This is a genomic window from Salinirubellus litoreus (assembly GCF_037335815.1).
In the GTDB taxonomy this organism is placed as follows: domain Archaea; phylum Halobacteriota; class Halobacteria; order Halobacteriales; family Haloarculaceae; genus Salinirubellus; species Salinirubellus litoreus.
On record NZ_CP147841.1, the window covers coordinates 2953315 to 2975915 of the forward strand.

The following is a 22601-nucleotide window of genomic DNA, read 5'->3' on the forward strand; positions in this document are numbered from 1 at the left end:
CCGCGCTTCACTTGCCGGATTAGAGTCATATATTGGTGCCGTCGCAGGAGCCTGGTTCAATCACGTCCACCACGAGTCAGTTGAGAAGTTCGTTTGCTCACTCCCGCTAGCGTATTTTCAGTTCAACGTACACGACTGCTACGTGGGACCCGCTCGCTACGAGATTGACACACTATTTCGATTATTCGTCCTGAAGGAACTCCACGGGTGGGAGCACGAGACCGCACTCTGGGAGTACCTCGAAAGCCATCCCGAACTCTGTGAGTGTCTTGGGCTGGGTACCGTTCCCGACCAATCGACACTCTGGCGCAGTTGGCACACGCGCTTCACGAATACTCTTCGGGAGACGGTCCAGAAAGCGGCTCGAACGATTCTCATCAAAGCTCAGACGCCGACGTCACCGTCCCGCGCGAACCGGAGCAGATCCTCCCAGCTCGTGGCGATGACGTGGACGACTCGGCTCCAGACAACCGAGCCATTCTGGACAACGCCGATAGAGTCACCGAGCACGCCAGCCGTGTCGTCTTTCCCGCGTTCTCACTCGGTCGGGGTGAGGGCTGTGAGATACACGAGAATGCTTTCTGGGGATTACAGACGTATCTCGGACTGCGCGAGCGGCTGGCTGCGAACGAAGGTGCTCGCAGTTTCGTCCACGAGACGACACGGGAGTGGACACCACTCGGACACGCTCATCGCGACTACATTCGTGATCTTCCTATCGAGCAGATTCGAGCGATGTACCGACAGGCGATCCGACGACTCATTGATGAGGCCACAGAGACGGAGGAATTCTTCCGCGCAGGCATCGTCGCTATCGACATTACCGAGGCCGATCCCTTCACCGGCGACCGCACCGGCCACAAGGATGAGATCATCGGGAGGAAGGAGAAGACCGACGAGTACGCCTACCATTGGACGGCCGTCCAGTTAGTCGGCAATGCCGTTCCGCTCGTGCTTGATGCACGACCGGTTCGACGAGGAGAGTCACGCAAGGAAATCGTTGAAGACCTGTCGATTCGGCTGAAGAGCTCGTCCACGTCGATAATGTCCTGATGGATCGAGAGTTCGATAGCCAGCACGTCCTGGAGATGATCAGCCAGCGCGGACTCTCATACGTCGTCCCGAAACGGATGCAGACGAGTGAGAAAGCGCAGGTCAAGCGGTTACTCCAGCGGGACCAAGACCGGTATGAGACCGACCGGAAGCTCCACCTCGACAAGAACGAGTGGTAGGAGACGACGCTGATCTACCGGCGGAAAGAGGACTCCGAGCACGACGATCATCGGCAGTACTCGGTGTTCATGACGAATCGAGGGAGTGGCCACCTCACGGAGTACGGCTATCGCTGGGAGATCGAGAGTGGGTACAGGTCGATCAAACGGTTCATGGCTGCGACGACGTCGAAGGATTTCGGGCTTCGCTTCTTCTACTTCGCGTTCGCGTGTCTGCTGTACTCGATCTGGCGGGCTGTCGATCTCCTCGTGCAGGTCGAGTTGACCGGCGAGTATGAGCACTCACCGGTGATTACAGCGGACAACACGCTGACGCTGCTGAAGAAGGAAACTGGAATCGGGTAGGGAACTCTGTTCGGGTTAGCGTGCCGTCTGAGTGGCCACGCTGCTGGAAGTCTCGAAAAGTTGTCCATATAGTTGGGTGTGTGACAAGAATGGGCGCTTGGAGAGCCATCTGGGGCAGTTTCCGCTGACCGAATCGGTCAAATTCACGCATCACAATCCCGCTAAACCCGATGTAGTCTCAACTTCCAGACGACTGTTTCGATATAGCAGTATGTGGTTTACGAGTTCTGACAGCGACGGGTAGTGTGGACGATAATATTATAAAAATATCATTTAGTTACGGTTCTCGGAGGGAGTAGATGTTGGTCTCGTAGACTCGACGGACCCGGTCGCCCCAGTTGTGGGTGTAGGTGTCGATGACGTCGCTGGCGACGTCGCCGCGGAGGTACTTCACGATGCCGCGGTCGCCGGTCCGGTCCCGGAGGTGGGTGGTGAAGAAGTGCCGGAAGTAGTGGGGGGTGACGTTCTCCTCCGCGTCCCCTCCCGAGCGGTGCCAGCCCCGGCGCTCGGCGTGGTCGGCGACGACCGAGCGGACCATCTTCGGGGTGACACGCTCACCCCACCGGTCTCGCGTCGAGAGGAACAGCGGTTCCGCGGGCGAGCGAGTGTCCGGTCGGATAGCGAGCCAGCCCTTGAGCGTCTTGCGGAGCTCCTCGTCGACCGGGACGACCGTGTCGCGCTTTCGCTTGTTCGAGGCCGAGCGCTCCTCGCCGTTGTACGTCGTCCCGCGGGAGGGATCGCCGGAGACGAAGAGACTGTCGGGGCGACCGTCGAGGTGTGCACGCGGGGCGACGTCGTACGCGGCGTCGATCTCGTCGTCGTCGAGGTGGAGGTCCCGAAGGTCGAGGTTACAGAGCTCGCCGACGCGCATCCCGGTCTTGAGCAGCGTGACGACGAGCGCGCGGTCGAGTGGATGGCGGATCCCGGCGACGAACGTACGCATCGTCGGGACGTCGATGTCACGCCGGGCGGGGTCGGTGTCGATCGACTCGTCCATCTCCTCCATCACGAGCGTCATCGGGTTGGTGTCGAAGACGTCGACCTGGAGCATGTAGGCGTAGAATCTGTGGAGATAAGAGGCGTACGTGGCGACGGTACTCGGGGCGTGGTCACCTCTGAGGGAGTGGACCCACGCCATGCAGTCCCGTTGCCCGGCGTTCCGGAGCGCGACCCCGCGGCGATCACGGAGGAACCGCTCACACCGACGGAGCACGCGCTCGTAGGCGTCGCGCGTCCGCCGGGTCTTCCCGTGATAGGTGATGTCCTCGAGGAAGTATCTCACGGGGTCCTCGGGAGTCGCCACGTCGTCGACCCTGTCCTCAGTGGCCATCGTCCACCACGTAACCGCCGGTACGCCCGCTGTGTTTCAGCCGGTTCGCCGACTGCAGCTCGTCGAGCACGCTCTCGAGACGGTCCTCGAAGTCACCGACCAGCCCCTCGACGAGGTCGTCCCACTCCAGGGGCCCCTCCCGTTCGACGAGTTCGTAGACACGATCCTCGAGCGCCCCTTTCCCGGCCTCTCTCCCCGGGGTCACGTCCCGATCACCGCCCTCCAGAGGGTTACTCGATTCGACACCGGGTTCGCCTCCGAGGTCGAAACCCCGACGACCTGCCTGGACCATCGTCCTGACGAATTCGCTCTGGCTCATTCCCCTGTCCTCCGCCGCTTCGCGCCAGCGCTCGCGCTGCCACGCGGGGACGTACGTCCTGACGGTGACCCGTTCGTCGTCGGCCATACCCGGGACTCGACGGGCCGATACTTCAAACTGTGTCAGACAGGACGATAAAGGCCCTTATCGTCCCAGATGCGGATGCCATTCCGGGCCCGAAGGTGTGATTATCGTCATAAGTAGTCCTACAGATCGGGCTAGTACTCTATGTTGGACGATAATCATTGGGCCGGTTTGCTGTCGACCCGTGACGACGAGCGGGTTCCGTGTCCTCGGAATCGAGTGGCGAGACAGCTCGGGCGGCAGGCTTATCTTTCTACACCTGATTCCGAGATTAGGTGTCGCGATGTCACGAGAGTCCCTCGATTACGACGAGTTGGCCGGGGTCTACCGCACGCGCCACGACTTCGACGGCGACACGAATCTGAGCGAGACGGTCGCGTCGGCCGTCGCCGCGCTCGAACCAGACCTCTCGGACGCCCGACCGCTCTCTGACTGTGTCGACCCGGACGCCCTCGACGCGCTGCTCGTGCCACACGACGGCTGTCCTCGGGAGGGGGCGACCGTCACCTTCCAGCTGGCCGGATACCACGTCACCGTCGCCTGTGATGGCGAGGTCGTCGTCTACCCGCCGCTGGAAGAACCAGACGGCACGAACAGAGGCTGACGCGAGTTCCGAAGACGCCCGCAGCGACCGTCTGACACCGCCGGCGTATCGGCTACGGACAGCCGCATTCGACCGTGAGTCGACTCTCGATCGGTCCCCGGTGCGATTCACGATCCGGATGAGGGCGGCAGTCCGCGGGCCACTGGCGCTACCCCGGGACGAAGGCACACTCTGCTGTGAGTGTCCGTACGGGCCGTTGGGTGGGGTAGTGCGGAGGAACACGGGGCTCTATCGCGCGCGGAGGTGGCGTACACGCTCGATACCCAGGTTCGTGATGGAGATATACGGTGAGGGGCGGCCATCGAAACGGGGCGGGGACTCGGCCACACTGCCGACTGTCGAACCCGGATCGTCGGTGACTGATCGATCGGCAGGCCGACTGCGACCGTCCACGAGTAGACCACTCGTCGTCGAGCGGGAGCACGGTAGCATCGCGATCCGGGCACTCCTGGCCGTCTCTCGGACAGTCGTCGTCGTGTTCGACCCCGGAATCGTCGACCCGATGGAACCGCTCTCGCGATCGCTCGGCCTCGTGAGCAGGTAATGCTACGTCAGGGGCGGCCGGCTTCGCTCCGGGGCGGACGTCGCGGGGGTTCGACTCGGAGGCCCGGCTCCGCCTCCATCGCCCCCTCCTCGGCGAGCGTGTCCAGATACGAGGGCCGGGACGCGCATCCCCACCGTGGATCCGGTACGGGGATAGAGAACACAGGTCGCTCCGCAGGACTCCTGGCCCGTCTCCCGGAATATCGAACTACCGGTACCGACGGCGTACCGCGAACGGGCCGATAGAATGGACGCCCGACCTCTCGGGGGTGGCGTCGACACCTCTGGGGTGTCCCTCCACCCTCTCGAGGGACAGCCTGGACCAATAAATGACTGATTTTCTATATTTATTCCCCACAGGAGGTAGTCCTTTGGCGAACGCATAAACCGTATATTGCTATATCGATACTGGGGCCCGGGCGGGGGACCGAGGTGCCGTCGGCAGGGTCGAATCCCGGCCCGGGAGTCACAGATGGACAGGGATCCCATCACTCGCCGGGGAGGCTCGAACGTCAAGCTCCCACCCGTCGCTCACTAGACGAGTCGCTGTACGACCGGGCCGGATGGTCGGCCGGCTGTCGAGACGGTCGTCGCGAGTATCTCACTCTCTCCCGATCCACTCGCTGTCGACGCCGTCGCCCGGCTATCTCCTGATCGACCCGAGCACTGCCTCCGTGTAGACGCCTAGATCGGGCCCCGACGTCTCCCGGGTCACGACCTCGGCGAACGCGGATCGGTCGAGTTCGTCGATGTCCGGGTAGTCGATCTCCACGAGGTTCCCCGTCGGGTCGCGCAGGTACATCTGTGCGGTGCCGTTGAAGTCGAAGACCTGTGGCGGTGCCGACTCGACGCCGATGGCGGCGAAGGCCTCGCGGTCTTCGGCCCGCCGATACACGGCCTCGAAGTCGTCGACGTGGATGCCGAAGTGGGCGAACCGGATCGCCTCGACCTCGTGGGCGGGATCGTTCCACAGGTGGAGCTGGTGGTCGCCGACGCGCAGGATCTGGAAGCCGATGTTCGCCTCGGCGTCGAAGTCCCGCTGTCTCCCGAACTCGGGCGTCGGAACCCGTCGACAGCCGACGACGTCCTCGTAGAACGCGGTGGACTCCTCGACGTCGGCGGCGACGATACTCACGTGGGTGAGTCGGGGATCCCGATCGGGCTGGGTCGTCATGACACGCCCCGCTTCCGAACGGGGGGAGAAATAGGTTACCCGGCACGGGGAAATACTCATTGGAGACCGACCGGATAGCCCGCCCGAATGTCCGACTGGTTAGAGAACGAGGTGGCGGTAGTCACCGGTGGGTCGAGCGGGAACGGCCGGTCGATCGCGCTGACGCTGGCGGAGTACGGGGCGGACGTCGTGGTCGTCGACCTGCAGGCCGAGCCCCGGGAAGGAGGGACGCCCACACACGAGCGGATCCGGGCCGATCACGGGCGGGACGCGACGTTCGTCGAGTGTGACGTCTCGAGCGTCAGCGAGATACGCGAGGCGGTCGACGCGGCCGACGAGTTCGGCGGCGTGACCGTGATGGTCAACAACGCCGGGATCACCCACAGCGACGACTTCCTGGAGGCGACCGAGGCGGAGTACGACCGGCTGATGGACGTCAACGTCAAGGGGGTGTTCTTCGGCGCGCAGGCCGCCGCGCGGCGAATGGTCGAGGCGGAACGGTCCGGCTCGATCGTCAACGTCTCCAGTATCGCGGGGCTGGTCGCGCGAGGCGACGGGGTCCGCTACAGCGCGTCGAAGGGGGCCGTCCGACTGATGACCTACGCGCAGGCCGGGTCGCTCGGGCCACGAGGGATCAGGGTGAACGCGGTCCACCCCGGACTGGTGGAGACGAGCATGACCAGGGACGACCTCGAAGTGTTCCGATCCGACTCTGCCGAGCGGTTCAGACGTGAAACCCCGCTCCGACAGATCTGCCAGCCACAGGACGTCGCCAACGCGGTGCTCTACCTCGCCAGCCCGCTCGCCTCGTTCGTCAACGGCGAGTCGCTCACGGTCGACGGTGGCGTCACTAACACGATGGGCGGCTGGGAGGACGGGTAGCTCGACGGCTGTGGGTCGTGGACCGTCGGGAAGTCCCCGGGACGGCTCAGTCGACCATGGCTCGGGCTTCGTCCGCGATGTCCTCGACGCCCGGGTCCAGTTCCTCCTTCAGCGCGGGCGAGTACGGAACCGGGGTGTCGGGGACGGCCAGTCGGGCAGCCGCGTCGAGCGCCCCCGGGCGGCTCTCCGCCACCCGGGCGATCAGTTCGCCGGACACCCCGTAGGACCGGTAGTCCTCGTCCACGACGAGGAGCCGGTTCGTTCGCTCGACCGACTCGAACAGCCGGTCGGTGTCGAGGGGCACCAGCGAGCGCAGGTCGAGTACCTCCACGTCGATCCCCTCCTCGTCCAGGCGATCGGCCGCCTCGAGCGCCCTGTGGGCGTGGAGTCCGAGCGTCGCGATCGTCACGTCCTCGCCCTCGCGTCTGATCTCCGCCTCGCCGATCGGGACCTCGTACGCCTCGTCTGGAGCGGGCTCGGCGAGGCCGTCGGCGAAGTCGGTCATGCCGAGCATGAGCTGCTTGTGGGCCATGAAGACGACCGGGTCGTCGTCGCGGACGGCGCTGTGCATCAGCCCCCTGGCGTCGTGTGGCGAACTGGGAACGACCACCTTCAGGCCGGGGAAGTGCGCGAACGTCCCGTAGAGGGACTGGCCGTGCGTCGGGTCCTGGTAGGGCGTCATCCCGACGGCCGTCATCAGGACCAGGGGGACGTCGAACGCCCCGTCGCTCATGTAGGAGACCTTCGCCATCTCGTTGTAGATCTGGTCCATCGCCACGCCGGCGAAGTCGACGTACATCAGTTCGACGACCGGCCGGAAGCCGGCCATCGCGGCACCGACGCCGGCACCGATGAACCCAGTCTCGCTGATCGGCGTGTCCATCACCCGGTCGCTCCCGAACTCCTCGAACAGTCCCTCGGTGGTGTCGAACACGCCGCCGAACTCGCCGACGTCCTCGCCCATCACGAAGACGTCCTCCGACCGACGCATCTCGTCTCGGAGGGCCGCCACGACGGCCGGACTCATCCTCGCTTGGGGTTCGTCGGCCATCCTCACATCCCCTCGTCGACGCCCGCGGAGAAGACGTCGCGCGTCGCCAGTTCACGGTCGGGAAACGGCTGATCGAGGCCGTACTGGATCGCCTCGTCGACACGCTCCTCGACGGTGTCCCGTATCGCCTCGATCCGTTCCCCGGCGACCCCTCGTTCCCGGACCGCCTCCTCGATCTTGGGCATGCAGTCGTTCGCCCGCATCTCCTCCCGTTCGGTCTCCCGACGGTAGTTCTCGGGATCGGCGAAGAAGTGACCCATCATCCGGTAGGTCCGTATCTCGAGCAGCGTCGGCCCCTCCCCCGCGCGTGCCCTGCCGATCGCCTCCCCGGCCTCCCCGTGGATCGTGAGCACGTCGTTGTCCTCGATGCGTCTCCCGGGCATGTCCTGTCCGATCGCGCGCTTCGAGTTGTCCTCGACCGCCGTGACGCGTCGCTTGGGCGTGCTGATCCCCCACTCGTTGTCCTCGATGACGAACACGATCGGGAGGTCGTGGACGCTCGCGAAGTTCAGACACTCGTAGAACGCCCCCTGGTTCGCCGCGCCGTCGCCGAGGTAGCCGACGACGACGTTGTCGGTCCCGCGTTTCTTCTGGGCGAGTGCGACGCCGACCGCCGACGGCAGCTGCTGGGCGACGATCGCCCCCGAGACGAAGTTCGTCTCCTCGTCGAAGAGGTGCTGCTCGCCGGCCTTCCCGTTGCACGTCCCCCCCTCCTTGCCGAGCTGTTCGGCGACGAGCGCCTTCATGTCGACGCCCTTCGCGATCGCCACGTGCGCGCTGCGGTGATACGTGAACACCCAGTCCTCGTCCCGGAGGTGGTGACAGACCCCGACGGCGGGTGCCTCCTGGCCCATGCTCCCGTGGATCCCGTCCGGGATAGCGGCACCCTCCTCGTACCGCTCCTGTACCCGCTCGTTGTAGTAGCGGATCGCGTACATCCGCCGATAGACGTCCGTGATCGTCTCGTCCGCGGTCATCACGTCCGCCCGCAGGCGGAGGTGGGTGGTAAAACTATCCCCGGAGGTACTGTGTCCCTCGCTGGTGTTCGGGGATACGAACTGCGTCTCGGACGATCGCGAGCGGACGGCGTACAGTGGGCGTTTCCGTCCCGATTCGAGGCACTGGGTCAGGCCCCATCGCCCGACAGTTGGGACGGTGGAATCTCCCACGCACGCCTCGGACACCGGGAAGTCCCCCGCAGGTAGATATTTAGCCCTCCCCTCGCGAGGCTACGAGCGATGCCGCCAATAGATTCGGTCTCGATCGTCGGCGCGGGTGACATGGGCCACGGGTTCGCGGCGCAGTTCGCCCGCGAGGGAAAGGACGTGACGCTGATCGACCACCGCCAGTCGAACCTCGACGAGGCGGCCGCGAACATCATGGAGGTCGCCGAGTTCCTCAACGAGGAGGGGCTCGCCGACCTCGATCCGGACGGAGTCGTCGATGAGGTCGACTTCACGCTCGATCGGGACGCGGGAGTGGCCGACGCCGACCTCGTCCTGGAGACGGTGACCGAGGACCTCTCCGTGAAACACGAGGTGTTCTCGGGGGTCGCCGAGGCGGCTCCCGACGACGCCGTCCTCGCCTCGAACACCTCGGGCATCCCCATCACGGACATCGCCGAGGGCGTCCCCGAGGCCGAAGACCGCATCGCCGGCTGTCACTGGTGGTTCCCGCCGTACCTGCTCCCGACGGTCGAGGTCGTCCGCGGCGAGGCGACGAGTGACGAGACGTTCGAGCGCCTCGCCGCGTTCGTCGAGAGCGTCGATCGCGAGCCGATCCGCGTCGAGAAGGACGTTCCCGGGTTCGTCTGGAACCGTCTTCAACTGGCGGTGTTCCGCGAGGCGCTCCACCTCCTCGAACGCGAGGTCGCCTCGGCCGAGGACATCAACCGCGCCATCCGGGACGGGTGGGCGATCCGGTCGGCCGCCATCGGGCCGTTCGAGACCATGGACATCGCGGGACTCGATCTCGTCAGGACCGTCGCCGAGGAGCTCAACCCGCATCTCTGTAACGCCGACGAGCCGAACCCGCTCCTCGAGGAGAACCTCTCGGCGGGGCGGAGCGGGATCCACGACGGCGCTGGGATCTTCGAGTACGACGAGGAGCCGAGCGAGATCGTCCGACACCGCGATACGACCGTCGCCGCCATCCGGCGGGCGCTCGGCGAGTAGTCGGAGCTACAGCGTCTCCTCCTGCAGCCGGCGCAGGTGGTAGACGAACGAGTCGGCGTCGAGTTCGACGTCGTCGTAGGTTACCACCTCGTCGGTCGCGACCGAGCCGACCACCTCCGCCCCGTCGAGCAGTTCGAGCGGGACGTGGTTCTCGGCCTCCGCGTCGTCGGCCGACTCGATACGGCCGTAGACCGTGTAGCCGCCGCCCCCGTCGATCTCGTCGCCGGGTTCGAGGTCCCGCTTTGCGGCCCCGACCACCTCGGCGACGTGGCTGTCGGCCACGCCCGTCGGCTCGTTCCTGATCGCGGCGCTGGCGACGCTCACACCCGTCTCGATCCCCGGGAGGTGGTACGGCCGGTAGAAGACCTGGTACTTCCCGTCGCTCGCGGTGTAGAGGCCGCTCCCACTGTACTGCTCGAAGTACTCCTGCACCCGCTCGGTGGGCGTGCTCGTCACGACGAACACGCCGAAGCCGACGTCGAACCCGACCTCCGATCCGTCGCGATCGAGCGAACTCACGGTGTCGACGACGCCCGTGTTCCGGAGGATCCCCCCGTCGCTCTCCGGTCGGAGCACCTCGGGGATCTCGGGTATCTCAGCGGGAGGGAGGTGCATTCCGGGGACGTCCGGTTCGAGCCCGGTCGCGTTGGCGACCGCACACATCTCGACGGCCACCTTCGTTCCGTCGTAGAAGGAGTTGTACATCCGGGGGTTGAGCCCGTGCTCGGCGACGAACTCCTCGTCGAAGCCGATCCGATCCCAGACGTCGTCGGGCGTCCCGTGGGCGTTCTCCTCGAGGTACGGGTTCCCCTTGCCCGCGGCTACCACGTCGAGGCCCACCGTCTCCGCCCAGTCGTAGAGCTCGCAGATCACGGAGGGCTGGTCGCCGTAGGCCATCGAGTAGGTCACCCCGCGGTTCTCCGCGAGGTGGGCGAGGATCGGTCCCACCACCGTATCGGCCTCGACGGTGACCATCACGACGTGTTTCCCCTCCGTGATCGCGGTGTAGCCGTGGCGAGCGCCCGCCTCGGGGATGCCGGTCGCCTCGACGACCACCTCGACGTCGGCCCGACAGCACTCCATCCCGTCGGCCACGACCGCCCGTTCGCCGTCCTTCACGGTGTCGTCCGCGGCGTCCGGTCCGTCGACGACGCTGATCTCCTCGTCGGGGACGCCGGCCCCGCGAAGCGTGTTCACTGCTTTCCCCGTGTCGATGTCCGCGACGACGGCGGTCGTCATGCCGTCGACACGTTCAAGCTGGTCGATGAGGTTCGTCCCGAAGAGGCCCGAGCCGATGACGCCGACGCGAACGGGGTCGTCCCGTGACTGCAGTTGCGAGGGGATGTTGAGCATGGTGTCGCTCCGGACCAACCAGCGACCCCGACATAAATCTACGTGCGGCTGGTCACGTGTCCCTGGTCGCCCGGTGCGGGGGTCGTGACCACCTCCACTCCCTTGGGTGGCCCCCCGGATCGCGGATCACGTTCCCCGACCGGCCCTCCCGATAACAGATGTACGCCTGTTATCCATCTCCGCGACCGGTCCGGTCGCGCTCGCGAGTGTCCCCCACGGTGGCGCTATCGATCACCCGCCCCCTCCCCTCGACACTCACACCCGCCGCGTTCGAGGAGTTCGGTCACCGGGTACTGGGACCCACACGCCTGACACAGTATCCGGAGGTCGAGAACCACCTCGATCGGGCCGACGGCGATCCGTCCGGTGTCACGTAGCTTCCCGATGCGGTCCTCGACCACCGACCGCGTCCGTCCCAGCAGTCGCTGGATGCTCCGGCGGTCCTTCTCGACCTTCTCGGTGTCCGAGTGGCGCTCGTACTCGGCACCGCGCCACTCCCGCAGGTAGGTCCGGACCGCCTGGTAGGTGACGAAGTTCCGCTCCAGTTCCTCCACGTCGATCCCGGCCCGTTCGAGCCGGCTCCGCGTGTCCATCCGCACGCCCGTACTGACGCCGTCAGCGGTCAGGTTCTCGTAGGTCGTCCCGACGTCGCTCGGGGGAGCGCTCGCGCCGGCGTCGAACAGCGTGCGTTCGAGCAGCCGTTCGTTGAGGAGGTCGGCGAGCTCCCGGAGACTCATCCGATCGTCGTCGGCCGTCCAGCGGGCCTCCATCTCCGCACCGAACCCCTCCAGGTCGTACTCCTCGAGGAGCCGTGCGACCTTGCTGTCCGGTCGGTCCGCCGTCCGCTCTCCCATACACCGTCCCCCGTCGATCGGGTGATAAGCGTGACGTTCAGACGTCCGTCACCCGGTCGTACGTCGCGTCGAGCGCCCGGGCGTCCTCGGGGAGGAGCGCGACGACGAGGTAGTCGGCGTACCCGGCGAAGTAGTCGACGAGCGCCGCGATCCGGTCCGAGTCGATGGCTTCGAGCGAGTCGAGCAGCACGAACGGGACCGACTCGTGGAGGTCGTGGACGAGGTAGCCGGCGAGGGCGAAGACCAGCCCGGTCACCTCGCGTTCGGATTCGCTGAGGTGCTCGACGGTGTCCTCGTAGGCCGTGCCGCCCTCGGTCGTGCGGACGACGTGGAGCTCGAAGGCCGACCGCTCGACCGTCCCTCGTCCCTCCTCGACCTCCCGTTCGACGCGTTCGATCCAGACGCGCGCGAGGTTCCCGTAGTCGAGGACCTCGAGGACGGCGTCCATGTGCTCGTTGAACGCCTCGACCGCCTCCGCCTCCAGCCGCTCGATCCTCGTCCGTTCGTCGGCCAGCTCGTCGGCCACGTCCGCTCGCTCCTCGCGGAGCGCCTCGGTACGCTCGATCCGCTCCTCCACCGCCTCGATCTCGGTCGTCACCGTCCCGAGCTCGGATTCGAGACGGTCGATCTCGAACTCGAGCTGGTTGGCCTCCCGGTGGAGCGAGAGGACGTCCTCGGCCTCCTCCGCGTCCAGGTCGTCGACCGCGTCCTCCAGCCGTTCGACCGCGTCGGTCAGCTCGTCACGCCGGTCCTCTAGCGAGTCGATCCGTCCCTCGCGGCGGTCGATCTCGTCGTCTACCCCCTCGAGTTCGTCCTCGATCTCCTCGCGGCGCTCCCGCTTTCGCGTCGCCTCGCGCTGGTCGGCCTTCAGCTCGTCGAGCGCCGACTTGACCTCGTCGAGCTCGTCGAGTCTCCGGCGGCGGAGCTCGCCGAGCCGGTCGACGGTGTCCTCGATCTGCTCCCGACCGACCGCCGACCCGCAGGTCCAGCAGACGACCGACTCGGTGCCGCCCTCGATCAGCCGGTCCGTAACCGCGTCGTCGGGGCGTCCGAGCAGCTCGTGGCCGCCCTCCTCGAGCCGTTCCTCGTTGTACTGGACGAGGCTCTGCAGCTCCGATATCTCCCCGTTCAGCGACCGACGCCGTTCGCGGAGCCGGTCGAGCTCGCCCTCGCGGTGCCCCTCGTCCTCCGTCGGCGTCTCGGGGAGGTCGTCGAGCTCCGCCTCGTACTCGGTACGCTCGCGTTCGAGGGTGGCGACGGTCTCCCGCTGTCTCTCGATCTCCCGGCGCGTCGACTCCAGCTCCGACCGGGTCGAACGGAGTTCGTCGAGCCGCTCTTCGAGCTCGTCCCGCTCCGTCCGGCTCCGTTCGACGTCACGGCTGCTCGCGTCGATCTCGGCCTCCTTCGCGGCCAGCTTCTCCCGCTTCTCCTCGATCTCCCGCCGGAGGTCGCGCCGTCGTTCCTCGAGACCCGGGAGGTCGCGCTGTCGCGACTCGATGGCGTCGATCTCGTCGCCGATCTCGGCTTTCCGATCCTCCAGCCGCTCGATCTCGCGCTCGATCGCGTCCGTGTCGACCGGGCGCATGATGACCTCGTGGAGGTCACCGCCCAGGGCGACCGACCGGCGCGCCTCGTTCGACTCCAGGAGGAAACAGAAGAGATCGGCCCGCTCCGGGTCGTCGAGGTACCCCTCGCCGCTGGAACACACCGAGTCCCCGATCCGGACGAGTTCGCGCTCGTATGTCCGGTCACCCAGTTCCATCCGGACGGACCCCTCCTCGGCGTCGCCCTTGAGCGTGGCCCGGTCACTACCCATCGCCGCCATCGTCGCCTGGAGGAACGAGGTCCGGTTCGTCGCGTTCTCCCCCGTCAGGAGCGTCACGCCGGGGGAGACGGTGACCTCCGACTCGTCGATACCGCCGACGTTCCGCACCCGGAAGTGGGCGGGTTCGGGACACTGTCTCGGCGCGGCCATCGTATCGCGGAGTTCCCCCGATCGGTATTAAAGCGTGGTGACCGCCGCCGTCGGGCGGGATCGACCTACGGTCCGGGTATCACTCGACGGGTCCGCGAGGACGCGTTCGACACGCCTCGTCGCCGGGGAGGTGGCACGGTAAACGACTAACGTGCGGGCACGTTCGACGTTCCCTCGGTCGTCCGCTCCGCCCCCGAACTACTCCTCGGTCTCCCGTTCGGCCCGAACCGTGAGGACGGGGACGTCGGCGGTCCGCACGACTCGCTCGGTGACGCTCCCGAGCAGCCACCTGTTCAGTCCGCGCCGGCCGTGGGTCCCCATGACGATCATATCTGCCCCCTGGTCGTCGGCGTAGTCGATGATGGACCGGTGGATGGATCCGGATTCCCTGATCGCCCCGACGAACGGGATCCCGGCATCGTCCGCCCGCCCTTCGATCCGTTCGAGCGTCCGTTCGCCCTCCTCGCGCAGGGCGTCGAACAGCGGACCCGGATCGATAGCACTCCCGTCGAAGTCACCGTACGGGTAGGTGGTGTCGACGACGTAGAGGGCGTGGAGCGTCGCGTCGTAGCTGTCCGCGAGATCGAGTGCGTTGTCGAGCGCGTCGAACGACGGGTCGCTACCGTCCGTGGGGAAGAGGATCGTCTCGTACATGGTCCGAGATGTATCCCCGGTGGGTAATCAGTCTTCGTCCGCTGGGGGGTACGGATCGCACTTGGCCGGGTGGGCTCGTTCGACGAGAGCGACAGTACTCGGTACGACCCGCTCGTCCCGGGACGAGGGGGAGGTGTCGACGCCAGCAGCCGACCCGGTGCCGGGTTCGAGGGGGTTGGGCCGGTCGTCGGGCCAGTTCAGGTCGGTTCGGTTCAGTCGGCCACCGCGCCGGCGGCGTCGAGGCGTGGTCCGGCGTGTTCGACCGTCACCGGATCGAACTGGGTGAGCCACTCCTCGTCGCCGCGCTCGAACGCCGCGAGCGCGCTCTCGACCGTGTGGGTCCGGTCCCCGTCGGTGCACGGGAACACCGCCCGCAGGTCGTCGGCGTCGTAGAGCGCGAGCGCGACGACGGGGAAGACGACGACCTCCTCGACGTCGTCCATCCCGATGAAGCTCCGTGTGCGCTGCTGGAAGCCGGGTTCGAGCGAGAACTCGTTCGCCTCGGCCCACGCTTCGAACTCCTCGTAGGCCTCCATGGCCTCCGAGCGCCAGTCCTCGGTCCGGGTATGACAGCGGTGCCAGGTCCCGGCGACCATCGACTCGCCGAGGACGCCGTTGGCCTCCAGTCGGTTCGCCCGGCCCACCACCTCCCGAGCGCCGAGGCCGCGGTGTGTGTCCCCGCGGAGGTACAGTTCTGCGCGGAGGCCGGTGTCGGTCTCCGTCGAGCGGTCGGTGTGTGTCGCGTGATCGGGTTTCGCCGGTCGTTCGGTCATGGTGTCGTGTGGGGTGTCGGTCGTCGTTCGGGTGCCGGTTCTCGCGTCGGGGCTCAGTCCGCTCCCTGCGGGGGTACGAACCCGCACGGCTCGCAGCTGCTGTAGACGAACGAGAGTTCGCGACCGCATCCGGGGCAACTCCAACTCATTTCGATCGGTTCTGGACCGTCATCTACCATAAGTTCCCCCATTACAGAGAGAATATTGCACAATCGACCTTATACGGATATAATGTGGTGCAGCGGGTGGAGCACGGACGGGGGTCGTGACGATCATCCATCGGGGAGAACCCCGCGACGGACGGGTCCGACGGAGGTCGATGCGACCTCCCCTACTCCCGGAGGGTCTCGTCGAGGAACCGCAGCGTCTTCGACCAGGCATCGCGTGTCGCGTTCGGCCGGAAACTCTCGCCGCTCGGATTGGCGAAGGCGTGGGGAGCGCCCTCGTAGACGTACACCTCGCGCTCGATCCCGAGCTCCCCCAGGGTCCGGTCGAACTCGCGGACGGACTCGACGCCGACGACCTGGTCCTCCGAGCCGAAGATACCCAGTACCGGGGCGTCGATCGCCCGAAGGGTCTCCGCGTCGGTCGTGAGCGTCCCGTAGTAGATGATCGTCGCGTTCAGATCGGCGTCACTCAGGCTCAGCTGGAGGCTCTGCCCGCCGCCGAAGCACCACCCGAGGCTCGCAACCTGGTTCGTCGTGTAGGACATTGACCGGAGCCCCGAGACGGCCCGGCTCATCTTCGCTACGGCCTCCTCGGGGTTGGCCCGGACCTGCCCGGATAGCTCGGCCGCCCGCGAGGAGTTCGTCGCGACCGCCCCGCCGTAGAGGTCGACGGCGAAGACGACGTAGCCGTGCCCGGCGAGGATCTCGGCCATGTGCTCGATGTTCTCGTTGAGGCCCCACCACTCGTGGATCACGACCACGGCGGGGTAGGTCCCGTCGTCGGCCGGGCGTGCGAGATATCCCGGCGTGCCGTCGACGGTCGTCCGGTCGGCCGTGATCGCCGTGAGGTTCTCCGCGCCGAAGATCGCCGCGTTCCCCCCGGAGACCGCCACCTCGCAGGTGCCGTCCTTCTCTATCGCCCCGGGCTGACAGCCCGTGTGTGGCGTGCCCTCGTAGGAGCCGGCCGTACCGGGTTCGGGTGTCGGCGTCGTGGTCGGAGTCGGCGTCGCCGTCGTGGTAGAGGTCCCGGTCGGGGTCGACTGATCGCCCCCCGACGGCTGTGTCCCCGAGCATCCACCGAGAAGCACCAGTGTGGCGACGACGACCGTCGCGAGCGTTCTCCTCATTTCCCTCACGTGGCGGGTAGAATGAATAACCCTGTGGAAGCGGGCAAAGCAGGCATCGGTCGTACGGTGTCGAAGGAGTCACTCGTCGGGGGTTCGCTCGCCCGCGAACGGCAGCGACGGTGACCTTCCTGCGGGAGGGCGCGACGTCACCAGCGCCCGCCTCGTCGTCGAGTGGACGGGGTCCTCGACCGACCGAGCGCCGGCGCTCGGTGTGTCCCGTTCCGTGCGGTCCCCACGCCCGGATCTATTGGCGTCGTGGGAGGTTCCCATCGAGGGCCGCGACGACGGCTTCGAGGTCCTCGATGTCCGTCCGGTCGCACCGGTGGGACGGCCGCCACCGGGCGACGGACCGGACGACGAGCGTGTCGTCGGTGAGTTCGTACCCGTCGAACGCCGACCACGGACGGAACCGTCGCTGGAGCGGATGCTCGACCACGAGCCCGGCCTCCGTCGCCCGGAACCCCCGCGGGTTCAGCAGGTTCATGAGCGGCGCGCCGACGAGGAGGAAGTAGTACGCCCCCCAGCCCCACTCGTGGTCGAAGACGAAGATCGCGACGAGTCCGACTCCGATCAGCGCGAACGACGCGACGACCGCACCGCGAGCGACCCGCCGCCACCGCCGCGGCCACCGTGCCTCCCACTCGACCGTCTCGACGGTCCCCGCGACGGCGGCGGCGGCGTGTCGAGTCCGGCTCATCGCCACCAGAACGAGTCCACAGCACATTCCGCCGCCGGTCGCGATCACCGCCAGCGGAACCAGTATTCGGGGCGGTTCGAACCCCAGTGATCCAGCCCAGAACACGCCGATCAGCCAGCCGAAGGGAAGCGCGACGAGGAGCCACGCGGCGTCGTGTCGGCCGAGACCGACCGCGAGTCCGGGTGTGCGGAGGACGGCCCACCCGACGAGACCGGCCACGCCCGCCACGATCCCCAGAAAGCCGACGTAGAGCCCGGCGGCGTCCGCGACGGCGCGCGCGAGCGTGGCGACGGCCGCCGGGACTACCAGCGCCGCGACGTAGAGACCCGCTCCTCGCCAGCGTCGTCTCGCTCGGGATCTCGCTCCTGCTCATCGTCCTGGTGCCGTTCTTCCAGGGCGGGATCGTCGGCATGGCCGACGAGGCGCTGGAGGGGAAGACCTCGCTCGGTAGCTTCGTCCGGGAGGGTCGCTCGAACTACGTGTCGTTCCTGGTGGTGTACCTCGTGATCCTGGCCCTCAACTTCGCGGTCGGCATCTTCGGGTTCTTCGTGCTGGTCTTCGGCGGGCTGGCCCTGTTCGCCGGCGGGGCCGGCGGGACCGGTGGTGGTCCGGGGATCGCCGTCCTCGCCGTCGTCGGTCTGGTCGTCGGGCTCTTCGTGCTCGCGTACCTCGTGTTCGCCCTCTTCGTCCAGTTCTACGGGCAGGCGATCGTCGTCGACGACCTCGGGGCCGTCGAGGGGATCAAGCGGAGCGTCTCGGTCGTTCGCACCCACTTCGTGAGCACCCTCGGCTACTCGGTACTCGTGGGGGTGATCAGTCTCCTGGCCGGCGGCGTCTTCGCGCTCGCGACGGCCCTCGTCTCCACACAGTCCGCCACGTCGCCGGCACACGTCCCGATCCCCCACCTCTCGCCGGCCGCCGCCGTCGGCGTGGGCCTCGCCGTCCTCGCCCTCGGAACCCTGTTCGGCGGGTTCTTCGGGGTGTACTCGGTCGCGTTCTACCGCGAGATCGCTCCGCCGGTCGACGGCTCCGCGTAAGTTCCCGACCAGTCACCCGGGGCACCGCTCGGGATCACGATACGAGGTCGACCATCGAGCTCGGATCCTGGGACGCACTCACCGACTACTCCGACCGTCGCGATCGAGCCGGGTCGAGGAGGACACGATCAGATTTCGGGGTCGGTCCCGAGTTCGTCGGCGACGACCGTCAGGACGCGCTCGAACCGGTCGTGGACTTCGGTCGCGATCGAGTCGAGCGCCTCGTTGTCGGCAATGCCGACCAGCTCCCGCGGATCGACCGCGCTCACGACGACTTCCCCGTCGTCGGTCTCGTAGACGACGACGTTACACGGGAGGAGCGTGCCGAGCCCGGGCTCCTCGGTCAGCCCCTCGTGCGCCAGCGCCGGGTTACACGCGCCCAGGATGCGGTACTGGCGGAACTCGCGGTCGAGCTTCTCCTCGAACGTCGCCCGCACGTCGATATCACAGAGGACCCCGAACCCCTCGTCGCCGAGGGCGTCCACCGTCGTCTCGACGGCACGGTCGAACTCCGCGTCCACGGTTTCTTGCATAGTATATCCCATATTTCACACTACTACCTCGTCCGATATAACGATACAGGTTCGAAATCGGGGATTCCGACGGCGGAACAGGTCGCGAGATCCGGTGAGAGGGCGGGGATTAGCGCAGCCAACCGAGCAGCTCGTAGTCGTGGTCGGGGGTGTAGCGCCTGAACAGCAGGCTGTTGGTGAGGACCGACACGCTGGAGAACGCCATCGCGCCGGCCGCGAGCACGGGCTGGAGCAGCCCGAGGGAGGCGAGGGGGATCATCGCCGTGTTGTACCCTAGCGCCCAGACGAGATTCTGCTTGATCTTCTGGAGGGTCGCCTCCGAGATGCGGATGGCCTTCACCACGTCGAGCGGGTCGTCGCGCATCAGCGTCACGTCGGCGGCCTCGATGGCCACGTCGGTCCCCGAACCGATCGCACAGCCGACGTAGGCGACGGCGAGCGCGGGCGCGTCGTTGACCCCATCGCCGACCATCATCGCTCTGCGACCCTCGTCCTGGATGGCCTCGACCGCGTCGGACTTGTCCTCGGGGAGCACTCCCGCACGGACGTTCCCCGGGTCGATGCCGACCCGCTCGGCGACCGCGCGGGCGGTCCGCTCGTTGTCGCCGGTGATCATCATCACGTCGATGCCCCGCTCGCGTAGCTCCGCGACGGCCGCCTCCGCGCTCTCCTTGACCGTGTCGGCGTCGGCCACGACGCCGAGGAGTTCGCCCTCGCCGTCGGACCGCACGCGTGCGACGAGCATCGCCGTCTTGCCCTCGCGTTCGAGCCGCTCCATCTCCTCCTCAGCGGGCGACGGGTCGATGCCGCTCTCGCGCAGGAGCTTCCGGTTGCCGACCAGCACCGTCTCGCCGTCGACGGTCGCCCGGACGCCGTGTCCGGGGACGTTCTCGAAGTCGGTGGCGTCACCGGGATCGAGGCCGCGCGCCTCGGCACCCTCGACGATGGCCCGGGCGAGCGGGTGTTCGCTACCGCTCTCGGCTGCGGCCGCCAGCCGGAGCACCTCGTCCTCGTCGACGCGCTCGTGGGCGGCCATCCGCCCGCCGTCCGCGGCAGTCTCACCGCCGTCGACGGCCGCTCGCTTCTCGGCGTCGACCACGACCACGTCGGTCAGCTCCATCTCGCCCCTCGTGAGCGTCCCGGTCTTGTCGAAGACGACCGTGTCGACGTCCTTCGCGCGCTCGAGGACGTCACCGCCCTTGAACAGCACGCCGTTCTGCGCGCCGATCGTCGTCCCGACCATCGTGGCCGCGGGCGTCGCCAGCCCGAGCGCACAGGGACAGGCGATGAGCACCGCCGAGGCGAAGACGACGACGGCGAACTCGAAGATCGAGACGGTCCCGCCGGCGACCGCGGGACCGCCCGCGACGAGCCCCCACAGCGGGAGCCACTCGACGACCCCGGCGAGCGCCCCGGGGAAGAGGTACCAGACGACGCCCCAGAGCAGGGCGTTGGCGATGACCGCGGGGACGAAGTAGGCACTGATACGGTCGGCGAGGTTCTGGATGTCGGGCTGGCGCGACTGGGCCTCCTTCACCGTCCGGACGATCTGCTGGAGCGCCGTGTCGGAGCCGACCTTCGTCGCCTCGACCACGAGGACGCCGTTCTCGTTGATCGTCGAGCCCACTACCTCGTCGCCCTCGGCCTTCTCGACCGGCACCGACTCGCCGGTGACCATCGACTCGTCGACCGCACTCTGACCGTCGACCACCACGCCGTCGGTGGGGATCCGCTCGCCGGGCCGGACCTTCATCCGGTCGCCGACCTCGACGTCCTCGAGGGGGACCTCCTCCTCGTTCCCCTCATCGTCGAGGACCGTGGCCGTCTCGGCCTCCATCTCCAGTAGCTTCCTGAGGGCCTCGCCGGCCTGCCCCTTCGAGCGGGCCTCGAGGTAGTTCCCGAGCGTGATGAACACGAGGATGAGCGCCGCGGTGTCGAAGTAGACCCCACCGGCGATCAGCCCCGAGAGCACCGCCACCGAGTAGACGTACGCGGTGGTGGACCCCAGGGCGATCAGCACGTCCATGTTGGCCCGCCCGTTCTTCACGAGCGCCTTGTAGGAGTTCCTGTAGAACGGCCAGCCCAGTACCAGTTGGACGGGCGTCGCCAGCAGGAACTCGACCCAGCCGAACTCCACTCCCAGAACCGTCTCGGGGAGGACGCCGCCGCCGAGGAGGAGCTTCTCGACGAGGAAGAACAGCAGGGGTGCGGCGAGCGTCGCGCCGAACAGCGTCAGCCGGCGCTGGCGACGGATCTCGGCCTGCCGGGCGGCCTCGCGGGCGTCACCGCCCGGTCCCTCCTCCTCGTCGGCCTCCTCGCGGACGGGCGAGTAGCCGGCGCCCTCGATGGCGTCGTAGAGGTCGGAACGGCCCACCTCGCCCGGTGCGTAGGTGATCTGTGCCTCGTCGGTGGCGTAGTTCACGTCCGCCCGCACGACGCCCGGCACGTCTTCGAGCGCGCCCTGCACCGTCTCCGAGCAGTTGGCACACGTCATGTCGGTGATCCCGATGGTCACCGACTCCGTGACCGGCGTGTAGCCGGCGTCCTCGACGGCCTCGTAGATCCGGGCCAGCGACACCTCCCGAGGATCGTACTCGACGGTCCCCTCGTCGGTGGCGTAGTTCACGTTCACCTCCGAGACGCCGTCGAGGGAGCCGACGGCCTCGGAGATGGTCTGCGAGCAGTTCGCACAGCTCATCCCCTGGATGTCGATGTGGACGCGGTGCTGACTCATTACCAGTACGTACGTCCCCACCGTTCAACCCACTTGCTCTTTCGAACGTTCGCCACTATTGGGTGGATACTTTCGTATCGAAATCCACCTCGGGCCTGGAACCGGTACCGAAGGTGCCACCGCCTGTCCGAGCGGGCGGACCGTGACACGAGCCGAACGGGCGCGGAGAGCGGACGTGGGCGTTCGGGAATCGATCGGGGCCGCCGGCGAGATCCGGCGGCGAACGTCCCGTACCGACCGGTGTGAGGGCCGAGCCCGGCGTGTCCGCCTGGACGGTCTGCTGCCCCGGGCGAGGCCGACCCTCGGACGCCACCTTTCGGATCCGAACCGTCCGCGGGGCCTCACACCGGGTTCGAAGCGACAACCCCGAAAAGCGTGGCTGACGTAGGTGAACCGCATGACGACGACCACGATCAGTGTAGAGGGGATGAGCTGTGAACACTGCGAGCGGACCGTCGGCGAGGCGCTCCGGGGTGTCGACGGCGTCACCGACGCGAGCGTCGATCGGGAAGCCGGGCGGGCGAGCGTCGAGGGGGACGCCGAGCCCGACGAACTCGTCCGGGCCGTCGAGGACGCCGGCTACACGGCGCACGCCTGAGCGCGAGCGCGGTCGGGTCGTCCACTGGCCGACGGATCTCGGGATCGCGGGCGGCGGTACGGCGTCGTCGGGGGCTGACCTGACGGCTCGATTAGCAGAGAGGGAGACGACGACGCCAGGAGTGCCGACGGGACCACCGGGGAGCGTGAGCCGAACGCTACGCCAGGAACCCGGCGGTTCCCTGGAACGCCAGGTAGAGCGAGAAGACGGTGATGAGCGTCGCGATCACCATCTCCGCGTAGAGCACGACCCGACCCCACCGGTACCAGCCGTCCGGTTCCACGTCGGCCCCGTGCCCGTATCCGTCCGCCCCCATCAGTCGTCACCTCCGGCGGGGGTCGAGTCGGCACCGAGCCAGCCC

Annotated in this window: 20 protein-coding genes and 1 pseudogene; 6 read left to right on the forward strand and 15 right to left on the reverse strand. The window is 67.3% G+C overall.

Going from position 1 to position 22601, the window contains the following annotated elements:
* The first annotated feature begins 163 nt into the window (after window positions 1–163).
* Window positions 164–1577: pseudogene (locus tag WDJ58_RS14715) on the forward strand (transposase).
* A gap of 277 nt (window positions 1578–1854) precedes the next feature.
* Here WDJ58_RS14715 and WDJ58_RS14720 read toward each other — a convergent pair.
* Entirely contained in the window at window positions 1855–2907 is a 1053-nt protein-coding gene (locus tag WDJ58_RS14720) for a tyrosine-type recombinase/integrase (protein WP_338914020.1), read from the reverse strand.
* The gene (locus tag WDJ58_RS14725; RefSeq protein ID WP_338914021.1) at window positions 2897–3313 is read right to left on the reverse strand and encodes a DUF5805 domain-containing protein; all 417 of its coding nucleotides are present in this window, start codon (window positions 3311–3313) and stop codon (window positions 2897–2899) included. Before WDJ58_RS14725 ends, WDJ58_RS14720 begins: the two co-directional genes overlap by 11 nt.
* A gap of 280 nt (window positions 3314–3593) precedes the next feature.
* Here WDJ58_RS14725 and WDJ58_RS14730 point away from each other — a divergent pair, with 280 nt between their 5' ends.
* Window positions 3594–3914, forward strand: coding sequence for a HalOD1 output domain-containing protein (locus WDJ58_RS14730; protein WP_338914022.1), 321 nt, complete (start codon window positions 3594–3596; stop codon window positions 3912–3914).
* Between the two features lie 1186 nt (window positions 3915–5100).
* On the opposite strand, the gene WDJ58_RS14735 is transcribed toward WDJ58_RS14730, so the two are convergent.
* Window positions 5101–5631, reverse strand: coding sequence for a VOC family protein (locus WDJ58_RS14735; RefSeq protein ID WP_338914023.1), 531 nt, complete (start codon window positions 5629–5631; stop codon window positions 5101–5103).
* A gap of 87 nt (window positions 5632–5718) precedes the next feature.
* Here WDJ58_RS14735 and WDJ58_RS14740 point away from each other — a divergent pair, with 87 nt between their 5' ends.
* Entirely contained in the window at window positions 5719–6513 is a 795-nt protein-coding gene (locus WDJ58_RS14740; RefSeq protein ID WP_338914025.1) for an SDR family oxidoreductase, read from the forward strand.
* 46 nt (window positions 6514–6559) lie between these two features.
* Here WDJ58_RS14740 and WDJ58_RS14745 read toward each other — a convergent pair whose 3' ends face one another.
* Together WDJ58_RS14745 and WDJ58_RS14750 are read right to left on the reverse strand one after the other, a co-directional pair.
* A complete protein-coding gene (locus WDJ58_RS14745) occupies window positions 6560–7540 on the reverse strand; it encodes an alpha-ketoacid dehydrogenase subunit beta (RefSeq protein WP_338914026.1) in 981 nt (326 codons plus the stop codon).
* A 26-nt stretch (window positions 7541–7566) separates the two neighbouring features.
* On the reverse strand, window positions 7567–8541 hold the full coding sequence (locus tag WDJ58_RS14750) for a thiamine pyrophosphate-dependent dehydrogenase E1 component subunit alpha (RefSeq protein ID WP_338914027.1): 975 nt from the start codon (window positions 8539–8541) through the stop codon (window positions 7567–7569).
* Between the two features lie 261 nt (window positions 8542–8802).
* Here WDJ58_RS14750 and WDJ58_RS14755 point away from each other — a divergent pair, with 261 nt between their 5' ends.
* On the forward strand, window positions 8803–9738 hold the full coding sequence (locus tag WDJ58_RS14755; RefSeq protein ID WP_338914028.1) for a 3-hydroxyacyl-CoA dehydrogenase family protein: 936 nt from the start codon (window positions 8803–8805) through the stop codon (window positions 9736–9738).
* Window positions 9739–9744: 6 nt separating this feature from the next.
* Here the strand turns inward: WDJ58_RS14755 and WDJ58_RS14760 are convergent, their stop codons facing one another.
* The 7 genes from WDJ58_RS14760 to WDJ58_RS14790 form a co-directional block, all read right to left on the reverse strand.
* On the reverse strand, window positions 9745–11091 hold the full coding sequence (locus WDJ58_RS14760; protein WP_338914029.1) for an NAD(P)H-dependent oxidoreductase: 1347 nt from the start codon (window positions 11089–11091) through the stop codon (window positions 9745–9747).
* 224 nt (window positions 11092–11315) lie between these two features.
* Complete coding sequence (gene rdfA, locus WDJ58_RS14765) at window positions 11316–11945, reverse strand: rod-determining factor RdfA (RefSeq protein ID WP_338914030.1); 630 nt, start codon at window positions 11943–11945, stop codon at window positions 11316–11318.
* A 37-nt stretch (window positions 11946–11982) separates the two neighbouring features.
* Window positions 11983–13920 (reverse strand): archaea-specific SMC-related protein, encoded by a 1938-nt coding sequence (locus WDJ58_RS14770; RefSeq protein ID WP_338914031.1) that lies wholly within the window; start codon window positions 13918–13920, stop codon window positions 11983–11985.
* Window positions 13921–14118: 198 nt separating this feature from the next.
* Window positions 14119–14574, reverse strand: a complete 456-nt coding sequence (locus tag WDJ58_RS14775) for a universal stress protein (RefSeq protein WP_338914032.1) — start codon at window positions 14572–14574, stop codon at window positions 14119–14121.
* Window positions 14575–14786: 212 nt separating this feature from the next.
* Window positions 14787–15347, reverse strand: a complete 561-nt coding sequence (locus WDJ58_RS14780; protein WP_338914033.1) for an HTH domain-containing protein — start codon at window positions 15345–15347, stop codon at window positions 14787–14789.
* A gap of 331 nt (window positions 15348–15678) precedes the next feature.
* Window positions 15679–16641, reverse strand: coding sequence for a dienelactone hydrolase family protein (locus WDJ58_RS14785; protein WP_338914034.1), 963 nt, complete (start codon window positions 16639–16641; stop codon window positions 15679–15681).
* Window positions 16642–16885: 244 nt separating this feature from the next.
* Window positions 16886–17557, reverse strand: coding sequence for a hypothetical protein (locus tag WDJ58_RS14790; protein WP_338914035.1), 672 nt, complete (start codon window positions 17555–17557; stop codon window positions 16886–16888).
* A 161-nt stretch (window positions 17558–17718) separates the two neighbouring features.
* Between WDJ58_RS14790 and WDJ58_RS14795 the strand changes: the two genes are divergently transcribed.
* The gene (locus tag WDJ58_RS14795) at window positions 17719–18375 is read left to right on the forward strand and encodes a hypothetical protein (RefSeq protein WP_338914036.1); all 657 of its coding nucleotides are present in this window, start codon (window positions 17719–17721) and stop codon (window positions 18373–18375) included.
* Between the two features lie 128 nt (window positions 18376–18503).
* Here WDJ58_RS14795 and WDJ58_RS14800 read toward each other — a convergent pair whose 3' ends face one another.
* Together WDJ58_RS14800 and WDJ58_RS14805 are read right to left on the reverse strand one after the other, a co-directional pair.
* Window positions 18504–18920, reverse strand: a complete 417-nt coding sequence (locus tag WDJ58_RS14800) for a DUF302 domain-containing protein (protein ID WP_338914037.1) — start codon at window positions 18918–18920, stop codon at window positions 18504–18506.
* A 97-nt stretch (window positions 18921–19017) separates the two neighbouring features.
* Entirely contained in the window at window positions 19018–21642 is a 2625-nt protein-coding gene (locus WDJ58_RS14805) for a heavy metal translocating P-type ATPase (RefSeq protein WP_338914038.1), read from the reverse strand.
* Window positions 21643–22039: 397 nt separating this feature from the next.
* Here WDJ58_RS14805 and WDJ58_RS14810 point away from each other — a divergent pair, with 397 nt between their 5' ends.
* Window positions 22040–22240 (forward strand): CopZ family metallochaperone, encoded by a 201-nt coding sequence (locus WDJ58_RS14810; protein ID WP_338914039.1) that lies wholly within the window; start codon window positions 22040–22042, stop codon window positions 22238–22240.
* A 157-nt stretch (window positions 22241–22397) separates the two neighbouring features.
* Here the strand turns inward: WDJ58_RS14810 and WDJ58_RS14815 are convergent, their stop codons facing one another.
* Entirely contained in the window at window positions 22398–22556 is a 159-nt protein-coding gene (locus WDJ58_RS14815) for a hypothetical protein (protein ID WP_338914040.1), read from the reverse strand.
* Between the last annotated feature and the right edge of the window lie 45 nt (window positions 22557–22601).